Source organism: Mycobacterium sp. (assembly GCF_032161845.1).
In the GTDB taxonomy this organism is placed as follows: Bacteria; Actinomycetota; Actinomycetes; order Mycobacteriales; family Mycobacteriaceae; genus Mycobacterium.
This window is the reverse complement of sequence record NZ_JAVRQA010000057.1, coordinates 1-21147: the sequence shown is the minus strand read 5'-3', so window position 1 is coordinate 21147 and position 21147 is coordinate 1. Positions and strand designations below refer to the sequence as shown.

Sequence of the window (21147 nt, the reverse complement as noted above, 5' to 3'; positions counted from 1 at the left end):
GAGAGGTTGCGCCGCGGTCAGTTGTAAGTTAACAATAGTTGTGTGAATACAACCATCGACACGCTGACGACTCGGCGCAAGGCCATCATCTTGGTGTCCTGCTGCTTGAGCCTGCTGATCGTGTCGATGGACATGACGATCGTCAACGTCGCCATCCCGGCCATCCGCACCGACCTGCGGGCGTCCGCGTCTCAACTGCAGTGGGTCCTCGACGTCTACACGCTGGTGCTGGCATCCCTGCTGATGCTCTCGGGTGCGACGGGTGACCGCTTCGGTCGCAGGCGCGTCTTCCAAATCGGACTCACCGTCTTCGCCATCGGTTCGCTGCTGTGCAGCCTGGCGCCCAGTATCGAGATGCTGATCGCCGCCCGGTTTCTGCAGGCCGTCGGCGGCTCGATGCTCAATCCAGTTGCGCTGTCGATCATTTCGCAGATCTTCACCGAGCGGGTGGAGCGTGCGCGCGCGCTCGGCTTCTGGGGCGCCGTCGTCGGAATTTCGATGGCGCTCGGACCGGTCGTCGGTGGCTTCTTGATCGAGCTCGTCAGCTGGCGCGCCGTGTTCTGGATCAACCTGCCGATCTGTGCCCTGGCCGTCGTCCTCACCGCGATCTTCGTGCCGGAGAACAAGTCGAAGACGATGCGCAACATCGATCCCATCGGTCAGGCCCTTGCAGTGGTGTTCCTGTTCGGCGTGGTCTACACGCTCATCGAGGGACCCGGCCTCGGCTGGGCCAACCAGAGGGTCGTCGTCATCGCCGTCGTCGCGTTGCTGGCCTTCATTGCCTTCCTGCGGTACGAAGCGCGTCGGCACGACCCGTTCCTCGATCTTCGCTTCTTCCGAAGCATCCCCTTCGCGTCCGCGACGTTGACGGCGGTGTGCGCATTCTCCGCGTGGGGTGCGTTCCTCTTCATGATGTCGCTGTACCTGCAGGGCGAACGCGGCTACTCCGCCATGCACACCGGCCTCATCTATCTTCCGATTGCCATTGGCGCGCTGATCTTCTCGCCCATCTCGGGCCGGATGGTCGGACGGTTCGGCGCCCGCCCGTCGCTGCTTGCGGCTGGGGTGCTGATCACCACCGCGTCCGTGCTGCTGACGTTCCTGACCGCGACCACTCCGGTGTGGGCGCTACTGGTCGTCTTCGCGGTGTTCGGCATCGGGTTCTCGATGATCAACGCCCCCCTCACCAACGCCGCGGTCAGCGGCATGCCGCTGGACCGGGCGGGCGCGGCGTCGGCGGTGACGTCGACCAGTCGCCAGGTCGGCGTCAGCATCGGGGTGGCGCTGTGTGGTTCGGTCGCGGGGGCGGCCATCGCCCGAACGGGAGCCGACTTCGCGGCCGCGGCGCGGCCACTGTGGTTCGTGTGTATCGGACTTGGGGTCGTCATCACGGCGCTCGCACTGTTCGCGACGTCTGATCGTGCGGTTCGGTCGGCCGAGCGTCTCGCGCCGCTGATCGCAGGCAACGCCGCTCCGAAGGTTGGCGTCAGTGTCGCGTGACCCGCTCGCCGACGACGTCTGGCGCACCATGGCCGCCGTGGTGTTCGACAACCGCGACACCTGGAAGCGCGACGTCGTCGAGACCTCGGGTCTGCCCTTCAGCCGAATCCGGGTGCTGCGCAGACTGGCCAAGAGGTCGATGACAGCCAAGGAGATTGCTGAGTCCGCCACCATGGATGCGCCCGCGACCAGTGTCGCGGTCAACGACCTGGAAGATCGCGGACTGGTTGTGCGAGAAGCGCATCCGAGCAACCGGAGGTGCAAGGTGATCTCGTTGACCGAACAGGGCCGCCGCGTCGTCGCCAGTATCGAAGGGGTGGATGACCCCGCGCCAGGTCCCTTTGCTGCATTGACCCCCGAGGAACTGCGGGCGCTCGATGCGATTCTGGCCAAACTGTCCGCGGGCTGACCGCCTCAGGCGCCGGTAGCGCGCCAGTTCTCCAGCACCGCCATGGCGGCGTTGTGCCCCCCGATGCCGGACACGGCGCCACCGCGCCGAGAACCCGATCCGCACAGGAATATTCGGTCGTGGGCGGTGGCCACCCCCCACCGCTGCCCGGGACTGTCGAGCGGCTCGTCGTCGGCGGCGAACGGCCAGTGTAGGGCGCCGTGGAAGATGTTCCCCGCCGTCATGTTCAGTGTTGCTTCGAGGTCTGCGGTGGTCTTGGCCTCGATGCACGGCCTGCCATGGACGTCGTTCATGAGCACGTCTTGAATGGGTTCGGCGAGAACGGAGTTCAGTGACTCCAGGACCGCATCGGTGAGCGAGCCGCGCATCGTCTCGGGGTCGGCCGCCGCGAGGGCATGGGGGGTGTGCAGACCAAAGACGGTCAGTGTCTGTGCACCGGACCGGCGCAGCTCGTCGGACAAAATGGTGGGATCGGTAAGCGAGTGGCAGTAGATCTCGCACGGCAATGGGTCGGGCACCTGCCCAGAGGCCGCCGAGTCGTAGGCCGAGTCCAATTGCCCGAGGGTCTCGTTGATGTGGAACGTACCTCCGAAGGCCTGCTCGGCGGTGACGCCGTCGTCGCGGAGCCGGGGCAATCGGCGCAGCATCAGGTTGACCTTGACCTGTGCGCCCGGCGCGCCGGGCGGCTCTGGGTCACCGAGAAGACCGGCCAGCACCGTCGGCGTCACCCCGGACAGGACGAACCGGGCCCGGGCGACACGTTCGACGTCACCTGCTCGGTAGTGCACGGCCCCTTCGGGATCGATCACGTAAACGTCTGCCCCGGTGATGATCTCAGCACCGTGGCCGCACGCGGCGGCAGCCAGTGCTCCGCTGACGGCGCCCATCCCGCCGATGGGCACGTCCCACTCGCCGGTTCCGCTGCCAAGCAGGTGGTACAGGAAGCACACGTTCTGAATCAGCGTCGCGTCATCGGTCCTTGCGAAGGTGCCGATGAGTGCGTCCGTTGCCATCACGCCGCGGACCAGGTCGCTGCGTACCGCGTCGACGATGGCCGTTCCGATGGGTTGCTCAACCATCGACTGCCAACCTGCGCGTGCCTCGGGATCACCGCCGGCGAGGACGCGCCGGAGTGCATCTGCCCGGGTGCGGAGGGGTTGCGTCAGGGTCGGCCACAGCCGGTGAGTGACCGCGCGGCATTGGCGGTAGAACGCGTCGTAACCCGGCACGTCACCGGCGGCTCCAACGGAGCCGAAGTCACCGCCGGGGCCGACCAACAGCCCGGTGCGGCCGCCGGTGGCAGGATCTGGCGTGTACGACGAGTACCGGCGGCGCGCCAGCCGGATCCGGGCGCCGAGGTCGTCGGTGATGGTCTTGGGGAGCAGGCTGACGAGATAGGAGTAGCGCGACAGTCGGGCATCCACGCCATCGAACGAGTGTGCCGAGACTGCCGCGCCGCCGACGTGGTTGAGCCGTTCGAGCACCGCGACCCGCAAGCCCGACTTCGCGAGATAACCAGCCGCGACCAAGCCGTTGTGACCTCCGCCAACGACGACGGCGTCGTAATCGCTCTCGGAGGTCACGGGCCCGGCTCAGTTCAGATAGCCCTCGACTTCGCCCTCGGGACGCACGCTGGCCTGATCGGGATCCTGGCCCGCCTCGCGCAGCGCGCGGCGCTGTCGCAGCAGATCCCAACACTGGTCGAGCTGCACCTCGAGGCGGCGGAGCCGACGATGCTCTTCGGTCTCGTCGATCTGATGGTCTCGAAGCTTGGCCCGCAGTTCCTTCTCTTCGGCAACCAGTTCGTTGACTTGGGCGAGAATGCTGGAGTCCGTGTCCACCCGTCCAGTCTGCCCGACTACCGTGTGAAGCGTGGCCACTAAACCCGAGATCGAATTTCCCGACGGTCCGGCGCCTGCCGAGCTCGTGATCGAAGACGTCGTCGTTGGCGACGGCGCGGAGGCGGTGCCGGGTGGCACCGTGACCGTGCACTACGTCGGCGTGGAGTACGACACCGGCGAGGAGTTCGACAGTTCGTGGAACCGCAATGAGTCCATCGAGTTTCCGCTGCGCGGCCTGATCGAGGGCTGGCAGGACGGAATTCCTGGGATGCGGGTCGGCGGCCGCCGCAAACTCGTCATCCCACCGGCAAAGGCGTACGGGCCTGCCGGCTCCGGGCATCGCCTGTCCGGCAAGACATTGATCTTCGTGATCGACCTCCTCGACGCCCGCTAAGTCTCCGAGGAGAGGGGGATCCCATGTCGGGTACCGGTTCGAAGTATTACCGGCGTCGACCCGGCATCGGATGGCTGCTGGCCTTGATCGCCGTTCCCCTGCTGCTCGCCCTGATCGGGTGGGGTGCGTCGGACAGGTCCGACAAGGACGTCCAAATCGCGTTGCCGAGCGTCGACCCGTCGGCCACGCTGACCGTCCCCACCGCACCACCACCGGTGACGACACCGCCCGCCGAGGCAGGCGGTCAGTTCGGTGCGATGTCAATCGTGCGGACTGGCAAGGGTTTCACCCTGACCGGTGAGCTGCCCAACGATGCACTCAAGACGGAGCTGACCGATACGATCCGGCAGGCGATGCCTGGCGCGAACATCGTCGACAACCTCACCGTCAAGCCGGGCGTCAAGGCTCCCGAGGTCGCCGGCCTCGGCGCCCTGTTCGGCGCCGCCCTTGACGTCCCGGGTTTCGGTGCGAACCTCGTCGGCAGCACCGTGACGTTGACCGGGACGGCGCGCAACGCGGAAGCCAAGGCGGCAGCCGAGACAGCTGCCAAGGCGACGTGGCCGAATGTCATCGTGGTCAACGACATTCAAGTCGGGTCCGCGGGTGCGAGCCCGACGGCACCCGCTCCCGCTGGAACGTGCGCGACGTTGCGGGCCGACATCACCGGACTGCTGAAGACACCGATCGAGTTCGCCACCGACGGCTTCACCCTGGCGCCGGATTCGGCGCGGCTGGTCGCCCAGCTGGCCGACAAGGTCAAGGCGTGCCAAGGGGTGAAGTTGGCGGTCGTCGGATACACCGACAGCACCGGCGGCGACGCGATCAACGTCCCGCTGAGTGCGAACCGCGCCAAAGCCGTTGCGGATGCTCTCGTTTCGGATGGCCTCGCCGAGGCCGACGTGACGTCGCGGGGTGCAGGCGCCGCCAATCCGGTGGCAGGCAACGACACGCCGGCAGGGCGTGCACAGAACCGCCGCGTCGAGATCACCGTCGGTTAAGGGGATGTGACATGGGCTTCTTCATCGAGTGGGCGTGGTATCTCCTCGCGTTTCTGTTGGGCTCGCTCGTCGCGTGGCTGATCGCGGCCGTCTCGATCAAGCACACCAGCGAGGACGAGGCGGTCGCCGACCTAGCCGGTTCCCAAGAGATCGGAGCGGGCGAGTGAACCCGTGGCTGATGGCACTGGCGTTCGTGCTCGGCTTGGTGCTGACCGGTGCGTTCACCGTGCGGCGGGTCACGCGCGAAGTGCCATCTGCGGCCACTGCCGACGAAGAGCCATAGCTCTACCCTCGGGAACCCTAGGACGGACCGGGAAGGCAGAGCAGCAACCGGACGCCGCCCATCGGGCTCTCCTCCAACGACGCCGTGCCGCCGTGCAATTCGGCCTGCTGTGCAACCAGCGCCAGCCCGAGGCCGGAACCGGAGTGCGATGCCGTCGACCCACGGGAGAAGCGCTCGAACACGATCTTGCGTTCCTCCTCGGGGATGCCGACGCCGTCGTCGTCGATCGCGATCTCAACGCCAGCACGCGAACTGACCGCGGACAGCTGGACTCGCGAGGCGCCACCGTGCTTGACGGCGTTGGCGATCGCATTGTCGACGGCCAGTCGCAGTCCGGCGGGCAGGCCAACGATGATCACCGTCGGGGCAGGCACCAGCGACACGTCGAGTTCGGGGTAGACGCGCATCGCGTCGTGGGCGGCGCGATCGAGAAGTTCGGTGATGTCGACCGGTACGTGGTCGTCGGACGTCGAAAGTTCGCCCTGGGCCAGCCTTTCGATTGCCCACAGGGTCGACTCGATGCGCGTCTGGGTCCGGATGACGTCGCTGAGCACTTCCTTGCGCTGATCCTCGGCCAGGTCCAGCGTGGCGAGCACTTCGAGATTGGTGCGCATCGCCGTCAACGGGGTGCGCAGTTCGTGCGACGTCACGGCGGCGAAGTCGCGCGACGAGACGAGCGCCGCCTTGGTTCGGTCCTGCTCTTCCCAGATGCGTTGCACCATGCCGTTGACGGCGTCGGCGATCTCCACTGCCTCGGTGGCACCACGGACGTCGATGTCGGGTGCCTCTCCACCCACGTCGATCGCACGCGTCTGTTGCGCAAGGCGTTTCAACGGTCGCACCGCGAAGGCGGCGAGCAACCACCCCGCAACGGCCGCCGCACCGATGGCGAACGAACAGATGATGATGACGCGGCGATGAAGGTTGTTGGTATCGGCGATGGTCGCGTCGTAGGTGGCGCCGACGGCGGCCGTCATCGGTCCCTGGAGGCTGCTGATCTCAACGGTGCGGACGCGATATCGCACGCCGTCGATGGACGTGTCGGCGTATCCGGCGGGCAGTTCCGGCAACGTGACGTCGGAGTTGGACGTCACCTTCCCGTCGTTGCGCACCGTGATGATGGCGTCCTGGTCGTTGGGCGACTTGGGGATTTGATCGAGGCCGCGGGGCAGGAACGGGATCGCGAACCCCGCTGCCTCGTCGAGTCGACGGTCGAGCCGTTCCTTGCGGTCGTTGGTGATCCCGATCCACACGATCGCGCCCACGATGCCGACCACGATCGCGGCCGCGATGGCAGTCGCGAAGGCCACGCGCGTCCGCAGTGACGGGGTCCGTCGGAAGACGCGCGACAGGAGGTTCATTACCTACTGCTGCCGCAGGACGAACCCCACGCCCCGGACCGTGTGCAACAGCCGGGATGCGCCACCCGCCTCGAGCTTGCGGCGCAGGTAGCCGATGAACACGTCGACGACGTTGGTGTCGGCGGCGAAGTCGTACCCCCACACCAGCTCCAGCAGCTGAGCGCGGGACAACACGGCGGTCTTGTGCTCGGCGAGCACGGCCAGGAGGTCGAACTCCCGCTTGGTCAGGTCCACGTCGACACCGTTGACGCGGGCTCGACGGCCGGGGATGTCGACTTCCAGGGGGCCGACGGCGATGGTCTCCGAGGAGAACGTCGCCGTCGCGCCTCGTCGCCGCAGAAGTGCCTTGACCCTGGCGACCAGCTCGGCAAGCACGAAGGGTTTGACGAGGTAGTCGTCGGCCCCGGCCTCGAGGCCGGCCACCCGGTCGTCGACCGAACTTCGCGCCGACAGCACGCACACCGGCACGTCGTTGTCCATCGCCCGCAACGCGGTGACCACGCTGACGCCGTCGAGTATCGGCATGTTGATGTCGAGCACGATCGCGTCGGGGCGGGTCTCGGTGGCGCTGCGCAGCGCTTCGGCGCCGTCGACGGCGGTCGTCACGTCGAAGCCCGACAGTCGCAGTCCGCGCTCCAACGAGGCCAGCACGTCGGGGTCGTCGTCCACCACGAGTACTCGGGGGGATGCTGGCGTGCTGTCCATGAGGTCATCTTGCCTGATGCCACACCATCGATGCAGTAGGCGCGTGGCGCGGAGCGGACAAGTGGTGTGAGTGCTAGCTTCGACACTCGTGCAGCCGAACGGCCCCCGCCTGATCGTCCAACCCGACGATGGGCTGGGTCCTGTCCTCGAATTCATCGGATCGGCGCAGACGTCGCTACTGATCAAACAGTTCACCTTCACCGACGAGAGCCTCATCGACGCCGTCCTCGAGAGGAAGCGGGCGGGCGTCGACGTCCGGGTGATGTTGAACGCGGCCCGTTCCGGCGGTGACAGGGCGAACGACGAAACCTACGAACGATTCTCGGCCGCGGGCATCGATGTCCAGTGGGCCAATCCGAAGTTCTACGTGACGCACGAGAAGTCGATGGTGGTCGATGGGAAGACGGCGCTGGTCGCGACGTTCAACATGTGCCTCAAGTACTTCACCCAGACCAGGGACTACGGCGTGATCATCGACGATCCGGTGCACGTCGCGCAGATCGTCGAGGTCTTCGAGGCCGACTGGAATCACGACGACTGGGTGCCATCGGTCTACGAGGGACTGTTGTGGAGCAACTCCAACTCGCGTTGGCACATGGCGCAATTCATCGACTCCGCCACCCATCGCCTCGACATCCAGCACCCCAAGTTCGTCGACGCGGTGATCCTCGATCGCATCGCGGACGCGATTGGCAGGGGCGTGAAGGTGCACGTCCTTTGCGGTGGAAGGCACGGCATCAGCGAGGGGGACGTGCTCGACACCTTCGCCTCGTTGCGCACGCTGCGCCGGTTCGGCGCCAAGGTGCACAAGCAGAAGAACCTCAGGGTGCACGCCAAGCTGCTGATCGTCGACGACGAGCGAGCCCTGGTCGGTTCGATGAACATCGATCGCAGCGCGTTCGACCTACGGCGAGAACTCGGCATCACCGTCACCGAACCGGCTGTCGTCGCGCGGCTCAAGGCGGTGTTCGAGGAGGACTGGGCGCTGTCGCATCAGTACTCGCCGCCGGACCCACTCGACCCCGCCACCCATCAAGAGGACGACTTCCCGCACGACCCGGAACTCGTGCATGAGTGAAGGGCCTGCCCCCGCACCCGAGCGGGTCTCCTTCGCGACATTGGCCTTGACCTTCAACCACATCGCGCTGGCATCGTTCGGTGGCGGCTTGTCGGCCTGGTCGCGCGAGGTGCTGGTAGTCGAGAAGGAGTGGTTGGGCGAGGAGGAGTTCCTGTCCGCCATGACGATGTGCCGGATCCTACCGGGGGCCAACCAGGTCAACATGGCGGTGTTCGTCGGCACCAAGATGCGGGGTGCGCCGGGTGCGGTCGCGGCGGTCGTCGGCCTGTGCCTGATGCCGTTGGCGATCGTCCTCGTCATGGCGTGGCTGTACTTCCAGTTCAAGGAGGTGCCGGCCGTCAAGGGCGTGCTGCACGGGGCGTCGGCGGCTGCCGTCGCGCTCACGGTGGCGATGGTGATCAAGACGGGACAGAAGTGCCTGAACGGGGTGGTCCCGGTGGCCCTGTTCGGCTTGGCGTTCGTGCTCAACGGCGTGCTGCGCTGGCCGCTGCTCGGCGTTCTTGGCATCGTCGCGCCGCTCGCCTTGATCTGGGCCTGGCCCCGGCGGCGTGAAGTCACCGCGTGAACAACTACCTGCAACTCGTCATCCTGTTCGGTTCGTTGTCGCTGATGTCGATCGGCGGCGGCAACGCGGTGTTGCCCGAAATGCACCTGCGGGCGGTCAACCAGCACCATTGGGTGAGCAACGCTCAATTCGCCGACCTGTTCTCCATCTCGCAGACCGCGCCGGGGCCGAGCATCCTGATCGTCGGCATGATCGGGTACGCCGCCGGATTGCCCGTTGGTGGAGTGCTCGGCGGCATTCTCGGCGGCGTCATCGCGACCGCCGCGATGGTGATTCCGGCCGCATCGCTGGTCTATGCGATCACGCTGTTCTGGCAGCGGGCCGAGCAGTCGAAGTGGCGGATCGCGGTGGAGAAGGGGTTCGCCCCGTTGACGGTCGGGTTGATCCTGGCGTCCTCGCTGGTGATGAGCCGCTCTGCCGACCACGATTGGCGGGCGTACCTGCTGACTGCGGTGTGCACGCTGATCTTCGTGCGCTCCAAGGTCAATCCGCTGATCGTGGTCGCCGCTGCGGGTGTGATCGGCTACTTCGGCATCGTCTGAAATCTCCTCACCGCGGGTAAACGTGCACAAATCACGTTAGCGACGCGCGGGGAGTGAATTGACCTCATCATTTGTTGAGGTTTTACGGTGATGACATGAGCATGGAATACGCGGCCAGCCGGGCCTTGTACCGGCAGAAGTCAGCGCGCGGGGGCGACCTCCGCGCGCTGGCCAACCGAGCCTTGCTGAAGCGGGTTTGGCGATTCTCGGCACGACATCACCGCCGACTCGGCGGATTCGTCGCCGTCAGCGTCGTCGGTGCACTGCTTGCCGTGTCGACACCCGTGCTGGCTGGGCGCGTCGTCGATGCGATCGTCCACGGCGGGCAACCGGGCACGGTCGTGCTCATCGCGTCCGTGATCGCGGTCGTGGCGCTCGCCGAGACCGCGGTCGGGATGCTGACCCGCTGGCTGTCCTCGACCATCGGCGAGGGCCTGATCCTGGACTTGCGGACGTCCGTGTTCGACCACGTTCAGCGAATGCCGGTCGCGTTCTTCACCAGGACCAGGACCGGCGCGTTGGTCAGCCGTCTCGGTAACGACGTGATCGGTGCCCAGCGGGCGTTCTCCGACACCCTCTCCGGCGTGGTGTCGAACGTCGTCACGCTCGCGTTGACGCTTGGCGTGATGCTCAGCATCTCTTGGCAGATCACCGTGCTTTCGCTGGTTCTGACGCCGCTGTTCCTGCTGCCCGCGCGCCGGATCGGTCGCACGATGGCTGCGCTGAGTCGCGAGAGTGCGATCTACAACGCGACGATGAACACCCAGATGATCGAGCGGTTCTCGGCGCCCGGTGCCACCTTGGTCAAACTGTTCGGTGATCCGTCGCGGGAGTCCGACGAGTTCGCGTCACGCGCGAGCCGGGTCCGCGACATCGGCGTGAAGACCTCGATGCTGCAGGCCACCTTCATGAATTCGCTGACCTTGATGTCGGCGCTGGCGCTGGCCCTGGTTTACGGCCTCGGCGGCGTGCTCGCGATCGGCGGGCATCTGCAGGCGGGCGCCATCGTCTCGCTGGCGCTGCTGCTGACCCGGCTCTACGCACCGTTGACGGCGCTGGCCAACGCGCACGTCGAAGTCGCCAGTGCGTTGGTGAGTTTCGAGCGGGTGTTCGAGGTGCTCGACCTGGTCCCCCTGATCGAGGAGAAGGACGACGCCGTCGCCGTGCCGGACGGCCCCGTCGGCGTGGAGTTCGACGACGTGCGGTTCGCCTATCCGTCGGCGGACAAGGTATCCCTGGCCTCGTTGGAGGAGGTCGCGGTGTTGGACGAGCGTGGGGGAGACGAAGTGCTGCATGGCATCTCGTTCACGGCCGAGCCGGGGCAGATGATCGCGCTGGTGGGTTCCTCCGGCGCGGGCAAGTCGACGATGGCGTCCCTGGTGGCCCGCCTGTACGACGTCGACTCCGGCGCCGTGCGGCTGGCGGGCGTCGACGTACGCGACGTGACGTTCGCGTCGTTGAAGGACACCGTCGGCGTCGTCACCCAGGACGGTCATCTGTTCCACGAGTCGATCCGTGCCAACCTGGTTCTGGCCGCCCCTCGTGCCACCGACGACGAACTTTGGGAGGCGCTGGGGCGGGCGCGTCTGGCCGACGTGGTGGCCGCGATGCCCGACGGTCTCGACACCGTGGTCGGCGAACGCGGCTACCGGCTCTCGGGTGGGCAGCGGCAACGGTTGACCATTGCCCGGCTGCTGCTCGGCAGTTCGCGCGTCGTCGTCCTCGACGAGGCGACCGCGTCGCTGGACTCGGAGTCCGAAGCCGCCGTCCAACAAGCCCTCGCCGAAGCGCTGGCGGGCCGCACCTCGATCGTGATCGCGCACCGGTTGTCGACCATCCGCGCTGCCGATCTGATCCTCGTCGTCGAGGATGGACGCATCGTCGAACGCGGCACCCACGCGAAACTGCTTGCCAGGCGCGGCCGCTACACCGAGCTCTACGAGACGCAATTCGGCGAGGACAGGCCCAAGGTCGTGGCGTGACGGGCGGAAATTCGGTTGCTCGGCGTGGGATCATTTCAAGCACGGAAGAGGGTGGCTCGATGCGTGCGCAGGACCGTGCGGGACTCCGTTCGGTGCCTGCGATCGCCAGGCCGCCGCAGCGGATCCGGTCGTCGTCGGATCTGCTTCGCCTGCTGCCCTACCTGAAGCCGTACCGGGTCAGGTGGATCGCGATGTTCGTCGCGGCGCTCATCAGCCTTGCCGCGACCGTCGCCATCCCGTTGATGACGAAGGCCGTCATCGATGGGCCGGTTCGACATCAGGACCAGCAGGGCTTGTGGGTGCTCGGCGCCGCGGCCACCGCGGTACTGATCTCCGAAGCGGTCCTGTGGTTCATCCGCCGCTGGCTGGTCAGCCGCGCGACCATGGGCGTCGAGGCCGACATCCGCAAGGACCTCTATGCGCGACTGCAGGTCCTGCCGATGTCATTCCACGGCAACTGGCAGTCCGGTCAGTTGCTGTCGCGGGTGATGAACGACCTCAGCACCGTGCGTCAGTTTCTGTCCTTCGGGCTGCTCTTCTTGGTGCTCAACGTCATTCAGATCATCGTCGTGACGGGCATCCTGCTCGCGATGTATTGGCCGCTCGGTGTCGTCGTGGTGGTGTCGATCGTGCCGATCACCGCGACGGTGCTGCACTTCCAGCGGCAGTTCACCCGGCTGTCGCGCGCCGCCCAGGATCAGTCCGGCAACGTCGCCACCCACGTCGAGGAGCAGGCGCTCGGGCTGCGGGTCGTCAAGGCGTTCGGGCGTGAGGAGTACGCGTTCCGGCGGTTCGACGAGCGGGCCACGGCGCTGTACGACACCGAGGTGCAGAAGGTGTCGGTGTCGGCGAGGTTCTGGACGCTGCTCGAGGCGATCCCGAGCGGCAGCCTGATCGTCGTGCTTGGGCTCGGTGCGTACGCCGCGGGCCACGGCCTGGTGACCATGGGCACGCTGGTCGCGTTCATCACGATGATGCTGTCGCTGGTGTGGCCGATCGCCTCACTGGGTTTCCTGCTGTCGATGACCCAGGAGTCGATGACGGCGGCCAACCGCGTTGCCGAGATCTTCGATGCGCCGCTGGACATCGCCGACGGCCCCCGTGCCGACGCGCCGCGCGGTGGTCGACTCGAACTCGTCGACGTGGGATTTCGCTTCGCGGACAGCGAGGACTGGGCCCTCCGCCACGTCGATCTCACCGTCGAGCCGGGGGAGACCATCGCCCTGGTCGGCGCGACGGGTTCTGGCAAGACGGTGCTCACCACCTTGCTGTCGCGGCTCTACGACGTGACCGAGGGATCGGTGCGCATCGATGGTCGCGACATCCGCGAGCTGTCCCTTCCCGCGCTGCGGGCCGCGGTGGCCACCGCATTCGAGGACCCCACGCTGTTCTCGATGTCCGTCGCCGAGAATCTCAGGCTCGGCAGGCCGGATGCGACGGAACACCAGTTGGCCGAAGCCGTCGAGGTGGCTGCCGCCCAATTCGTCTACGACCTGCCGTTCGGTCTCGACACCCGCATCGGCGAACAGGGCATGAGCCTGTCCGGTGGTCAGCGCCAACGACTTTCGCTAGCGCGGGCGCTGCTGGCCGCGCCGTCGATCCTGGTTCTCGACGACACGTTGTCCGCGCTCGACGTGCACACCGAGGCCGTCGTCACCGAGGCGCTGCGGCGCGTGCTGGCCTCGGTCACCGGCATCGTCGTCGCCAACCGGGCGTCGACGGTGCTGCTCGCCGACCGCGTCGCGTTGCTGGAGAACGGGACCATCACGCGCGTCGGAACCCACTCCGAACTGCTGGCCGATGCGCCCGAGTACCGCTATCTGCTGGCTGCCGACGACGAACTCGACGATGGATCCGAGCGCGCCTGCGACTGGGAGGACGACGAGGACCGCAGCAGGCTCGATCGTCAGTACCTCGAGCGGGCAGCGGCGCAGGATCGCGCGGACGTCCGCGAGCGGGAAGCCGCGGAGCGACGATGACGAGTACGAGAACGGGGAGCACGGGAACGGGGACGGACTGGCGCGGCCAGGCGATCACCGCGCAGGACGACGATCTGCCGATCGACGAATCTTTGTCTCGGCGCCGCGAGGCGCGCACCCTTCTCGGTGCGCTGTTGCGGCCGTACGCGAAGGCCGTCGCACTGCTGGCGATCGTCGTCGTCGTCGAGAACGCCGCCAGGTTGTCGGTGCCCCTGCTGGTGCAACGCGGCATCGACAAGGGCATCCCGCCGATCGTCGACGGCGGATCGTCGCGCGAACTGCTCGTCATCGTCGGTGCGCTGGGTGGGGTCGTGCTGGTTCAGGCCACCAGCCGGATGTTCTTCCTGCGGCGCTCCGGACGCATCGGCCAGAACGTGCTATTGGAGTTGCGCCGCAGGATCTTCCGGCACTTTCAGCGGCTCGACGTGGCCTTCCACGACCGCTACACCTCCGGTCGCGTCGTGGCCCGGTCGACCAACGACGTCGAGGCCATCCAGGACATGTTGCAGACCGGCTTCGACGGGCTGATCACCGCGGTCCTGACCCTGCTCGGGACGTCGGTCCTGCTGATCGTCCTCGACGTCAGGCTCGGGCTGTTGTGCCTTGGCGCGTTCCCCATCCTGGTGATTCTGGTGTGGTGGTTCCGCAGGGAGTCGTCGAAGACCTACAAGTTGGTGCGCGAAAGCGCGGCCCTGGTGATCGTGCAGTTCGTCGAGACGATGACCGGCATCAAGGCAGTGCAGGCCTACCGCAGGGAGCCTCGCAACCAGGAGATCTTCGAAGACGTTGCCGACGAGTACAAGTCGATCAACGAGCGGGCGTTCAAACTGCTCGCCATCTTCATGCCTGGCGTTCGACTGGTCGGCAACATCACCACCGGCCTGGTGTTGGTCTACGGCGGTTACCGGGTGCTGCACGGCGAGATGACGATCGGCACGTTGACGGCGTTCCTGCTCTATCTGCGCATCTTCTTCGAACCGATGCAGGAGATCTCGCAGTTCTTCAACACCTTCCAGTCGGCGGCCGCGGCGCTGGAGAAGATCGCGGGGGTGCTGACCACGCAGCCGGGAATCAGGGACCCGGAACACCCCGTGGAGCTGCCGCGCGTGAACGGCGCAGTCGGATTCCGCGACGTCGAGTTCTCTTATGTGCCAGGACGTCCCGTGTTGCCCGGCCTCAATCTCAACGTGCCAGCGGGGCAGACCGTCGCGTTGGTCGGTACGACGGGTGCGGGCAAGACGACGATCGCGAAGCTCATCGCCCGGTTCTACGACCCGACGGCCGGGTCGGTCACGCTCGACGGTGTGGACCTGCGGGACGTCGCCCAGGCCGAGCTGCGTCGCCACGTCGTGATGGTGACGCAGGAGAACTTCATGTTCGAGGGCACGGTCGCCGAGAACATCCGCTTCGGCAGACCCGACGCGACCGACGCCGAAGTGCGCGCCGCGGCGACGGCCGTTGGCGCGGACCGCTTCATCGCCTCGCTGGTCGAGGGGTATGAGACGGACGTCGCCAAACGCGGGGGTCGCCTTTCGGCCGGGCAGCGGCAGCTCATCGCGTTCGCCCGCGCCTTCCTGGCCGACCCGGCGGTGGTGATCCTCGACGAGGCGACCTCGTCGCTCGACGTCCCCAGCGAGCGGTTGGTGCAGCGGGCGCTCGCCACGGTGCTGGCCGATCGGACGGCGTTGGTGATCGCCCACCGGTTGTCGACGGTTCAGATCGCCGACCGCGTCCTGGTGCTCGAACATGGCCGCATCGTCGAGGACGGGCCGCCGGACGAGCTGATCCGCAGCGACGGTAGGTACGCCGCTCTGCACCGGGCCTGGGTCGAATCGCTGGCCTGAGCGCCGCGTTTCCCTATGCTCGTTCGGTGACGCTCAACCAACTCCGCGCGTTCGTCGAGGCCGAACGGCTGGGCTCGTTCACGGCCGCCGCCGATGCGCTGCAGGTGGCGCAGGCCTCGATCTCGGAGTTGGTGCGGCGCCTCGAAGACGAACTGAACGTTCAACTATTCGTCCGCGGTAGCCGCAGGCTGACCCTGACCGCGGCGGGCGAGGAGTTGTTGCCGTACGCGCAGCAGTCGGTTCTCGCCGCCGACGGGGGTGCGCAGGCGGTTCGCTCGGTGGGCTCGCTGGGAGGCGGGACCGCCACGTTCGGCGTTCCGCGCAACGCCGACTATTACCTGCTGTCGAGCCTGGTGCAGACGTTCCACACTCGGTACCCAGAGGTGCGGGTTCGTCTCGTCGGGCAGAACTCGGCGGAAACCGCAGCGGCGATTCAGGCAGGGGAGATCGAGGCGGGCCTTCTGATCCTGCCCATCGACGACGAGGGTCTGACCGTTCGCCCGCTGTTGCGAGACGAGGTCTTCTACGTGAGCGCCGACCCGGCGCGCACCGAAAAGCCGGTCACGATACAACAATTCGCCGCGACGGACCTGGTGCTCTACGACGCGCACTACGGCTGGAAGGACCCGACCCGACGGCAGCTCGCCGAGCGCGCTCAGCTCGCCGGCCTGCGGCTGGAACCCCTGATCGAAATCGAGCACGTCGAGGCGGCCCTGAAGTTGGTGGCCGGACGCGTTGGCGACACGATCGTCAGCGGTGCGGTCATCGAGAGTAATGTCTTTCCCTCGGGGCTGCACACCGTGCCGTTCGCCGAGCCGCTGTACGACACCATCGCCCTGGCGCAACGTCGGGGACGTCCGCTGTCGAACGCGACCCGGGAGTTCGCCCGACTGGCAGAGGACACCATCCGTGAGTTGGCCCTGCTCGACACCGCGGCGGGGCGAGGGCACTCCGTCGTCCCCCAGATCTCAAGGCGCCATATCGGATAATCCTGTGGCTTTCGAAGGAATTGCCCATCTAGTCCTTTGGTGAAAATCCGCCTACCGTCCCTGACCATGCAGATCACCGCAGACGAAGCCCGCGCCCTCGGACCGTTCACCTGGCTGAAGAAGCCCGCCATCGACGGGCCGCCCGCGCAACGGGACCCCCGCGTCGTCGAACGGGTGTCGGAGATGCTTGCGCACATCGAACGCGACGGACTCGACGCCGTAAGGGCCTATGCCAAGGACCTCGACGGGTGGAGCGGCGACATCGAGGTCTCCGCCTCCGAGCTTCGCAAGAGCGGCGACGCCCTCCCTGCAGATGTCAGGGCAGCACTGGAGCTTGGCTACGACCGCACCAATCGCTTCGCCACCGCGCAGCGCGCGCACCTCTCGGACTTCGAGGTCGAGGTAGCACCCGGCGTCGTGAACGGAGTGCAGTACATCCCCGTGACGAGGGTCGGCGCGTACCTGCCCGCCGGCCGATTCCCGCTGCTGGCAAGTGCATTCATGACCGTCGGGGTGGCAAAGGCCGCAGGCGTGCCAACAGTGCTCGCGTGCACGCCCCCGTCGGGGGAGCACGGTGCCCACCCCGCCGTTCTCTACGGTGCCCTTCTGTCGCGGGCCGACCGGGTGTTCGCCATCGGCGGGGTCCAGGCGTTGGGCGCGATGGCCTTCGGTCTCTTGGACGACGCGCCCGTGGACATGCTCGTCGGTGCGGGCAACGCGTTCGTCACCGAGGCGAAGCGCCAACTCTTCGGCCGGGTCGGCATCGACCTGTTGGCAGGTCCATCCGAAGTCGCGGTGCTGGCCGACGAGACTGCCGACCCGGAATGGGTCGCCGCCGACCTCCTCGGTCAGGCGGAGCACGGGCCCAATTCGCCCGCCGCCTTGATCACCACGTCGGAGTCATTGGGACGCAGGGTGATCGAAGCCATCGACCGGCAGCTCGAGGTTCTCGCCACCCGCGACGTCGCCGGTGCGGCGTGGCGCGACTACGGGTCGGTGGTGGTCGCCAGTGACCGTGGCCAGGCGGCCGCGATCGCCGATGTCCTCGGCCCCGAACACCTCGAGGTACAGACCGAGGACGACGACTACTTCCTCAAGGAACTGCGCAACTACGGCTCGCTGTTCCTCGGGCGGTGGAGCACGGTCGCATACTCCGACAAGGGTATTGCGGGACCCAATCACGTTCTGCCGACCGGGAAGACCGCCCGCTACAACGCGGGCCTCTCGGTGTCGCGCTTTCTCAAGCCGCTGACCTATCAGCGCGTCCAGCGCGAGGCGACGGCAGCGCTGGCGCCTGCCGTCGAACGAATCTCGGCCTTCGAGGGTCTGGCGGCACACGAGGCCACCGCCACCATTCGCATCGACGAGATCGGGCGCCACTCAGGCGCTTTCGACGGCACACCCGCAGTCAATCGCCGCCGATGAGTCGGCGACTGCGGGTCTCGGCCGTCAGCCTGGCCATCGAAATCGGTGACGTGACGGCGAACCTGACGGCGATCGAACGCGTCCTCAGCAGGCGGGAGCCCGGCCCGCACCTCATCGTGCTTCCCGAATTGGCCACCAGCGGGTACGTCTTCGACGGTGCGGCCGAGGCGCGTTCGCTGGCGATGCGGGCCGACGACCCGAGACTCGCATCGCTGGCGGCTTTCCTATCCGCAGACGCGGTGGCCGTCGTCGGATTCTGCGAGATCGATGGTGACCGACTGTTCAACTCGGCGCTCGTCATAGGTCACGGCGGAGTGCTGGGCTGCTACCGAAAGGCGCACCTGTGGGATGCCGAACACGACGTGTTCGTCCCTGGCGCCGAGGCAGGCGCGGTATTCGACACGCCCGTCGGCCGGCTTGGCGTCGCCATCTGTTACGACAATGAGTTTCCCGAACTGACAAGGCGTTTGGCGCTCGCCGGCGCCGAAGTCTTGGCGCTTCCAGTGAACTGGCCAATGGTGCCGCGACCCATCGGCGAGCATCCGCCGGAGACGATCCAGGCGATGGCCGCTGCCAGGACCTCCCGGTTGGCGACGGTGATCGCGGACCGGCACGGTGTCGAACGCGGGGTCGAGTGGACGGGCGGCACGGCCGTCGTCTCGGCGGACGGCTGGATCTGCGCGACACCGGACGATGGTGGAACGGCTACGACGGTTCTCGACCTGTCCGGGGACAAATCCCTTGGCGCTCACAATGATCTGTTCGCGGACCGGCGTCCAGAACTCTATGGAGGTATTCATGTCTGACACACCCGCGATCGAGTCGAAGTCCATCGACTGGGTCCCGTTGGATGAACGCAAGGGCAAGCCGTCGACCCTGTTCCCGCTGTGGTTCATGTCGAATGCGAACCTGACGACGCTGGCGACGGGCATGGTCGGGGCGGCGCTCGGCGCATCGCTGTTGACGTCGCTGCTCGCGATCCTGTCCGGAGCCGCGGTCGGAACGATCTTCACGGCGTTCCACTCCGCTCAGGGACCGCAGTTGGGGTTGCCGCAGATGATCCAGTCCCGCGCCCAGTTCGGCTATCGCGGTGTGGTCGTCATCTGCGCCGTCGTCGTGTTCAGCATCGTCGGCTTCAACGTCTTCAATCAAATCCTGGCGGCCGACGTGCTGACGTTGACCACGGGCGCCGAACTGCCCGACCTGTGGTTCGTCGCCATCACGGGTCTGGCGCTGGCGCTGGCCATCTACGGGTATCACTGGATCCACCGTTTCCAGACCTGGCTGACGTGGGTGTTCCTGGCGACGTTCGGTGTGTTCACCGTCGCCGCCTTGATCTGGTCTGAGATCCCCGATGGTCAACTGGGACTCGGACAATTCACGTGGGCAGCGTTTCTCGTCCAGTTCGGTGCGGCCGCCGCCTACGCCCTCGGCTGGGCTCCGTACGTGTCGGACTACTCCCGCTATCTGCCGCCTGAGACCAGCCCGCGCAAGGCGCTGTTCTACACGTACACAGGCGTATTCGTCGGCGCCGCATGGCTGATGGCGCTGGGCGCTCTCGTTGCCGCGCTGTTCGCAGGAGCCTCGCCGCTTGACGCGGTGCGGCAGGCGGCGGACGGCATCGTGGCGGGTTCGGGAACCTGGCTTCTGGTCGCTGCGCTGCCCGGGTTGATCACCGTGATCACCGTCAACATCTACGCCGCGTCACTCGAGTTGATCACGATGCTGGATTCCTTTCGCGCCATCCGCCCGACCCGTCGACTGCGGGTGGCTTCCTGCACCGTGGTCGCCGCGGCAGGGCTCCTCGGCGCGGTTTTCTCTAGCGGTGAGTTCCTGGCGAACTTCGGAAGTTTCCTAGTGGTGCTGCTGTATCTGCTGGTGCCGTGGACGTCGGTCAACCTGGTGGATTACTACTTCGTGCGGCGCGGACACTATGCGGTGCGGGAGATCTTCGTCCCTCGCGGCGGCGTGTACGGCACGTGGGGCTGGCGGGGTCTGATCGCATACCTGGTGGGCATCGTCGCGATGATCCCCTTCGTGGTGACGGTCTGGTACACGGGACCGGTCGCAGCGGCCATGGGCAGTGTCGACATCGCGTTGTTCGTCGGGCTGTTCGCATCTGCGGTTGCCTATGTGGTGATGGCGCGCTCATTGGATCTCGACGCCGAGATCGCGACGGCTGAAGCCGATTCCCGCGATCACGGCATCGAAGCGGTGAGCTTCGGAGGCCGCGTCGCACCGGTGGAGACCTGACGTTTCCGGTGGCAGCGGCGTCGTCTCGGTGACAGAGTTGACGGATGCCCACGCGCCGCTCGTCAGCAGTCCTTGGGCGGCGGGCGTGCGCCGTGCTGGCGGCGACCTCGGCCGTCCTGCACGGGGCGATGGTCGGTGATGCGGGCAATGCGGTGGTCGCCGTCCTCGTCGTCGGCATGGCGGTGGCCTGCCTGTACTGCGCGAAGGAACTGTGGACGGCGGGTTCGCCGCGGGTCTGGTGCATCGTCGCCGTAATGAATCTGGCCATGGTCGCCGTGCACTGGTCGATGCCGGAGCACCACCACGGGCAGGCGGTCACGATTGGCCCGGTCTCGTCCATGTCGACGTTGATGGTCGTGGCGACCACGATCTCGGTCATCGAGGCGGTCATCGCGACAGTCGTGCTGTGGGCTCAGACGCGCAGCAGGGCCTCGAGCTTGTCGGTGGCGGCCCGCAACCGCGGCGCGATCTGAGCCAGCACGTCCCGCGCGTCGGTGTCGCCGGCCTGCATGTGGCTCGCGGCGTTCAGTCGGGCACCGTTGAGCCAGGACATCAGTTCGGGATCCTCGAACCAGCGCAACTGGTTGTGGTTGAACTCGATCGTCATGGTGATCCAGTCGAGCGGTTTCGTCGGGTGAGGCACCGGCCAGCAGTAGTCGTTCTTGGTGGCGTCGTCCAGGTCCATCGCCTCGATGCGGGCTGTGACGGCCGCGCTGAACGTCGGTTGGCAGGTGCGCACCGACTGCAACGTGATGCGGTCGGATGCGAAGACCGGGGTCGCCTCCCGATGGCCGATACCGTCTCCGGTGCAGTCGACGTGCAGCGCCGACGGGTCCGTATCGATCGTGCCTGCGTCGAGCACGATTCGGCCCGGCTCGAGTGCGACGACGTGGCCCAGCCGGACGACGTCGTCGATCAGTCGCAACCGTTCGAGCTCTCCGTGCGACACGATCGCGCACCGGTACATCGATGGCTGCACCGCCTCGTCGATGCGCAGCA

At 66.8% G+C, this 21147-nt stretch carries 21 protein-coding genes and 1 pseudogene; 17 read left to right on the top strand and 5 right to left on the bottom strand.

The features are described from left to right. Positions 1-63 precede the first annotated feature (63 nt). The gene (locus QOD90_RS03410) at positions 64-1500 is read left to right on the top strand and encodes an MFS transporter (RefSeq protein WP_526346692.1); all 1437 of its coding nucleotides are present in this window, start codon (positions 64-66) and stop codon (positions 1498-1500) included. Next, entirely contained in the window at positions 1490-1909 is a 420-nt protein-coding gene (locus QOD90_RS03405; RefSeq protein ID WP_526346678.1) for a MarR family winged helix-turn-helix transcriptional regulator, read from the top strand. Before QOD90_RS03410 ends, QOD90_RS03405 begins: the two co-directional genes overlap by 11 nt. A 5-nt stretch (positions 1910-1914) precedes the next feature. Here the strand turns inward: QOD90_RS03405 and QOD90_RS03400 are convergent, their stop codons facing one another. Continuing rightward, positions 1915-3492: a phytoene desaturase family protein gene (locus QOD90_RS03400; RefSeq protein WP_526346676.1), complete on the bottom strand. Its 1578-nt coding sequence runs from the start codon at positions 3490-3492 to the stop codon at positions 1915-1917. Between the two features lie 9 nt (positions 3493-3501). Further along, positions 3502-3750 carry a DUF2630 family protein gene (locus tag QOD90_RS03395; protein WP_526346674.1) on the bottom strand — a complete coding sequence of 83 codons (249 nt, stop codon included), beginning with the start codon at positions 3748-3750 and terminating at the stop codon, positions 3502-3504. 31 nt (positions 3751-3781) lie between these two features. Here QOD90_RS03395 and QOD90_RS03390 point away from each other — a divergent pair, with 31 nt between their 5' ends. From QOD90_RS03390 to arfC, 4 genes are read left to right on the top strand one after another with little or no spacing between them, the layout of a single operon-like run. Continuing rightward, positions 3782-4144: an FKBP-type peptidyl-prolyl cis-trans isomerase gene (locus tag QOD90_RS03390; RefSeq protein ID WP_526346672.1), complete on the top strand. Its 363-nt coding sequence runs from the start codon at positions 3782-3784 to the stop codon at positions 4142-4144. A gap of 23 nt (positions 4145-4167) precedes the next feature. Continuing rightward, positions 4168-5142 carry a channel-forming protein ArfA/OmpATb gene (gene arfA, locus QOD90_RS03385; protein WP_526346670.1) on the top strand — a complete coding sequence of 325 codons (975 nt, stop codon included), beginning with the start codon at positions 4168-4170 and terminating at the stop codon, positions 5140-5142. Between the two features lie 11 nt (positions 5143-5153). Next, positions 5154-5309: a channel accessory protein ArfB gene (gene arfB / locus QOD90_RS03380; protein ID WP_526346668.1), complete on the top strand. Its 156-nt coding sequence runs from the start codon at positions 5154-5156 to the stop codon at positions 5307-5309. Next, positions 5306-5425 carry a channel accessory protein ArfC gene (gene arfC, locus QOD90_RS03375; RefSeq protein WP_526346666.1) on the top strand — a complete coding sequence of 40 codons (120 nt, stop codon included), beginning with the start codon at positions 5306-5308 and terminating at the stop codon, positions 5423-5425. Before arfB ends, arfC begins: the two co-directional genes overlap by 4 nt. A gap of 17 nt (positions 5426-5442) precedes the next feature. Here arfC and QOD90_RS03370 read toward each other — a convergent pair whose 3' ends face one another. Then, the gene (locus QOD90_RS03370) at positions 5443-6786 is read right to left on the bottom strand and encodes a HAMP domain-containing sensor histidine kinase (RefSeq protein ID WP_526346664.1); all 1344 of its coding nucleotides are present in this window, start codon (positions 6784-6786) and stop codon (positions 5443-5445) included. A gap of 3 nt (positions 6787-6789) precedes the next feature. After that, positions 6790-7491 (bottom strand): response regulator transcription factor, encoded by a 702-nt coding sequence (locus tag QOD90_RS03365; RefSeq protein ID WP_526346662.1) that lies wholly within the window; start codon positions 7489-7491, stop codon positions 6790-6792. Positions 7492-7579: 88 nt separating this feature from the next. On the opposite strand from QOD90_RS03365, the gene QOD90_RS03360 reads away from it, so the two are divergent. The 11 genes from QOD90_RS03360 to QOD90_RS03310 all read left to right on the top strand — a co-directional run bounded on the left by QOD90_RS03360 (position 7580) and on the right by QOD90_RS03310 (position 20621). Next, complete coding sequence (locus tag QOD90_RS03360; protein ID WP_526346660.1) at positions 7580-8569, top strand: phospholipase D-like domain-containing protein; 990 nt, start codon at positions 7580-7582, stop codon at positions 8567-8569. Beyond that, positions 8562-9134 carry a chromate transporter gene (locus QOD90_RS03355; protein WP_526346658.1) on the top strand — a complete coding sequence of 191 codons (573 nt, stop codon included), beginning with the start codon at positions 8562-8564 and terminating at the stop codon, positions 9132-9134. The genes QOD90_RS03360 and QOD90_RS03355 overlap by 8 nt, the downstream gene beginning before the upstream one ends. After that, a complete protein-coding gene (locus QOD90_RS03350; protein WP_526346656.1) occupies positions 9131-9676 on the top strand; it encodes a chromate transporter in 546 nt (181 codons plus the stop codon). The genes QOD90_RS03355 and QOD90_RS03350 overlap by 4 nt, the downstream gene beginning before the upstream one ends. A 95-nt stretch (positions 9677-9771) precedes the next feature. Next, positions 9772-11658 (top strand): ABC transporter ATP-binding protein, encoded by a 1887-nt coding sequence (locus tag QOD90_RS03345; RefSeq protein WP_526346654.1) that lies wholly within the window; start codon positions 9772-9774, stop codon positions 11656-11658. Between the two features lie 59 nt (positions 11659-11717). Further along, a complete protein-coding gene (locus QOD90_RS03340) occupies positions 11718-13637 on the top strand; it encodes an ABC transporter ATP-binding protein (protein ID WP_526346652.1) in 1920 nt (639 codons plus the stop codon). Then, positions 13634-15481 (top strand): ABC transporter ATP-binding protein, encoded by a 1848-nt coding sequence (locus QOD90_RS03335; protein ID WP_526346650.1) that lies wholly within the window; start codon positions 13634-13636, stop codon positions 15479-15481. The genes QOD90_RS03340 and QOD90_RS03335 overlap by 4 nt, the downstream gene beginning before the upstream one ends. A gap of 26 nt (positions 15482-15507) precedes the next feature. Then, entirely contained in the window at positions 15508-16470 is a 963-nt protein-coding gene (locus QOD90_RS03330; RefSeq protein WP_526346648.1) for a LysR family transcriptional regulator, read from the top strand. Between the two features lie 66 nt (positions 16471-16536). Continuing rightward, entirely contained in the window at positions 16537-17895 is a 1359-nt protein-coding gene (gene hisD, locus QOD90_RS03325) for a histidinol dehydrogenase (RefSeq protein WP_526346646.1), read from the top strand. Then, positions 17892-18701: a nitrilase-related carbon-nitrogen hydrolase gene (locus tag QOD90_RS03320; RefSeq protein WP_526346644.1), complete on the top strand. Its 810-nt coding sequence runs from the start codon at positions 17892-17894 to the stop codon at positions 18699-18701. The genes hisD and QOD90_RS03320 overlap by 4 nt, the downstream gene beginning before the upstream one ends. Beyond that, complete coding sequence (locus QOD90_RS03315; protein WP_526346642.1) at positions 18694-20148, top strand: purine-cytosine permease family protein; 1455 nt, start codon at positions 18694-18696, stop codon at positions 20146-20148. Before QOD90_RS03320 ends, QOD90_RS03315 begins: the two co-directional genes overlap by 8 nt. Before the next feature lie 44 nt (positions 20149-20192). Further along, positions 20193-20621: a hypothetical protein gene (locus tag QOD90_RS03310; RefSeq protein WP_526346640.1), complete on the top strand. Its 429-nt coding sequence runs from the start codon at positions 20193-20195 to the stop codon at positions 20619-20621. Here QOD90_RS03310 and QOD90_RS03305 read toward each other — a convergent pair. Continuing rightward, positions 20561-21147 (bottom strand): annotated as a pseudogene (locus tag QOD90_RS03305) (NAD(P)/FAD-dependent oxidoreductase); the annotation flags it as partial. The gene QOD90_RS03310 and the pseudogene QOD90_RS03305 sit on opposite strands and share 61 nt — an antisense overlap.

What these genes read in the sequence shown, in the direction of transcription:
- QOD90_RS03320 (WP_526346644.1), top strand. Translation starts at nt 17,892, where the DNA reads ATGAGTCGGCGACTGCGGGTCTCGGCCGTCAGCCTGGCCATCGAAATC.
- QOD90_RS03370 (WP_526346664.1), bottom strand. Translation starts at nt 6,786, where the DNA reads ATGAACCTCCTGTCGCGCGTCTTCCGACGGACCCCGTCACTGCGGACG.
- QOD90_RS03345 (WP_526346654.1), top strand. Translation starts at nt 9,772, where the DNA reads ATGAGCATGGAATACGCGGCCAGCCGGGCCTTGTACCGGCAGAAGTCA.
- QOD90_RS03340 (WP_526346652.1), top strand. Translation starts at nt 11,718, where the DNA reads ATGCGTGCGCAGGACCGTGCGGGACTCCGTTCGGTGCCTGCGATCGCC.
- QOD90_RS03355 (WP_526346658.1), top strand. Translation starts at nt 8,562, where the DNA reads ATGAGTGAAGGGCCTGCCCCCGCACCCGAGCGGGTCTCCTTCGCGACA.
- arfA (WP_526346670.1), top strand. Translation starts at nt 4,168, where the DNA reads ATGTCGGGTACCGGTTCGAAGTATTACCGGCGTCGACCCGGCATCGGA.
- hisD (WP_526346646.1), top strand. Translation starts at nt 16,537, where the DNA reads ATGCAGATCACCGCAGACGAAGCCCGCGCCCTCGGACCGTTCACCTGG.
- QOD90_RS03310 (WP_526346640.1), top strand. Translation starts at nt 20,193, where the DNA reads ATGCCCACGCGCCGCTCGTCAGCAGTCCTTGGGCGGCGGGCGTGCGCC.
- arfB (WP_526346668.1), top strand. Translation starts at nt 5,154, where the DNA reads ATGGGCTTCTTCATCGAGTGGGCGTGGTATCTCCTCGCGTTTCTGTTG.
- QOD90_RS03365 (WP_526346662.1), bottom strand. Translation starts at nt 7,491, where the DNA reads ATGGACAGCACGCCAGCATCCCCCCGAGTACTCGTGGTGGACGACGAC.
- QOD90_RS03335 (WP_526346650.1), top strand. Translation starts at nt 13,634, where the DNA reads ATGACGAGTACGAGAACGGGGAGCACGGGAACGGGGACGGACTGGCGC.
- QOD90_RS03315 (WP_526346642.1), top strand. Translation starts at nt 18,694, where the DNA reads ATGTCTGACACACCCGCGATCGAGTCGAAGTCCATCGACTGGGTCCCG.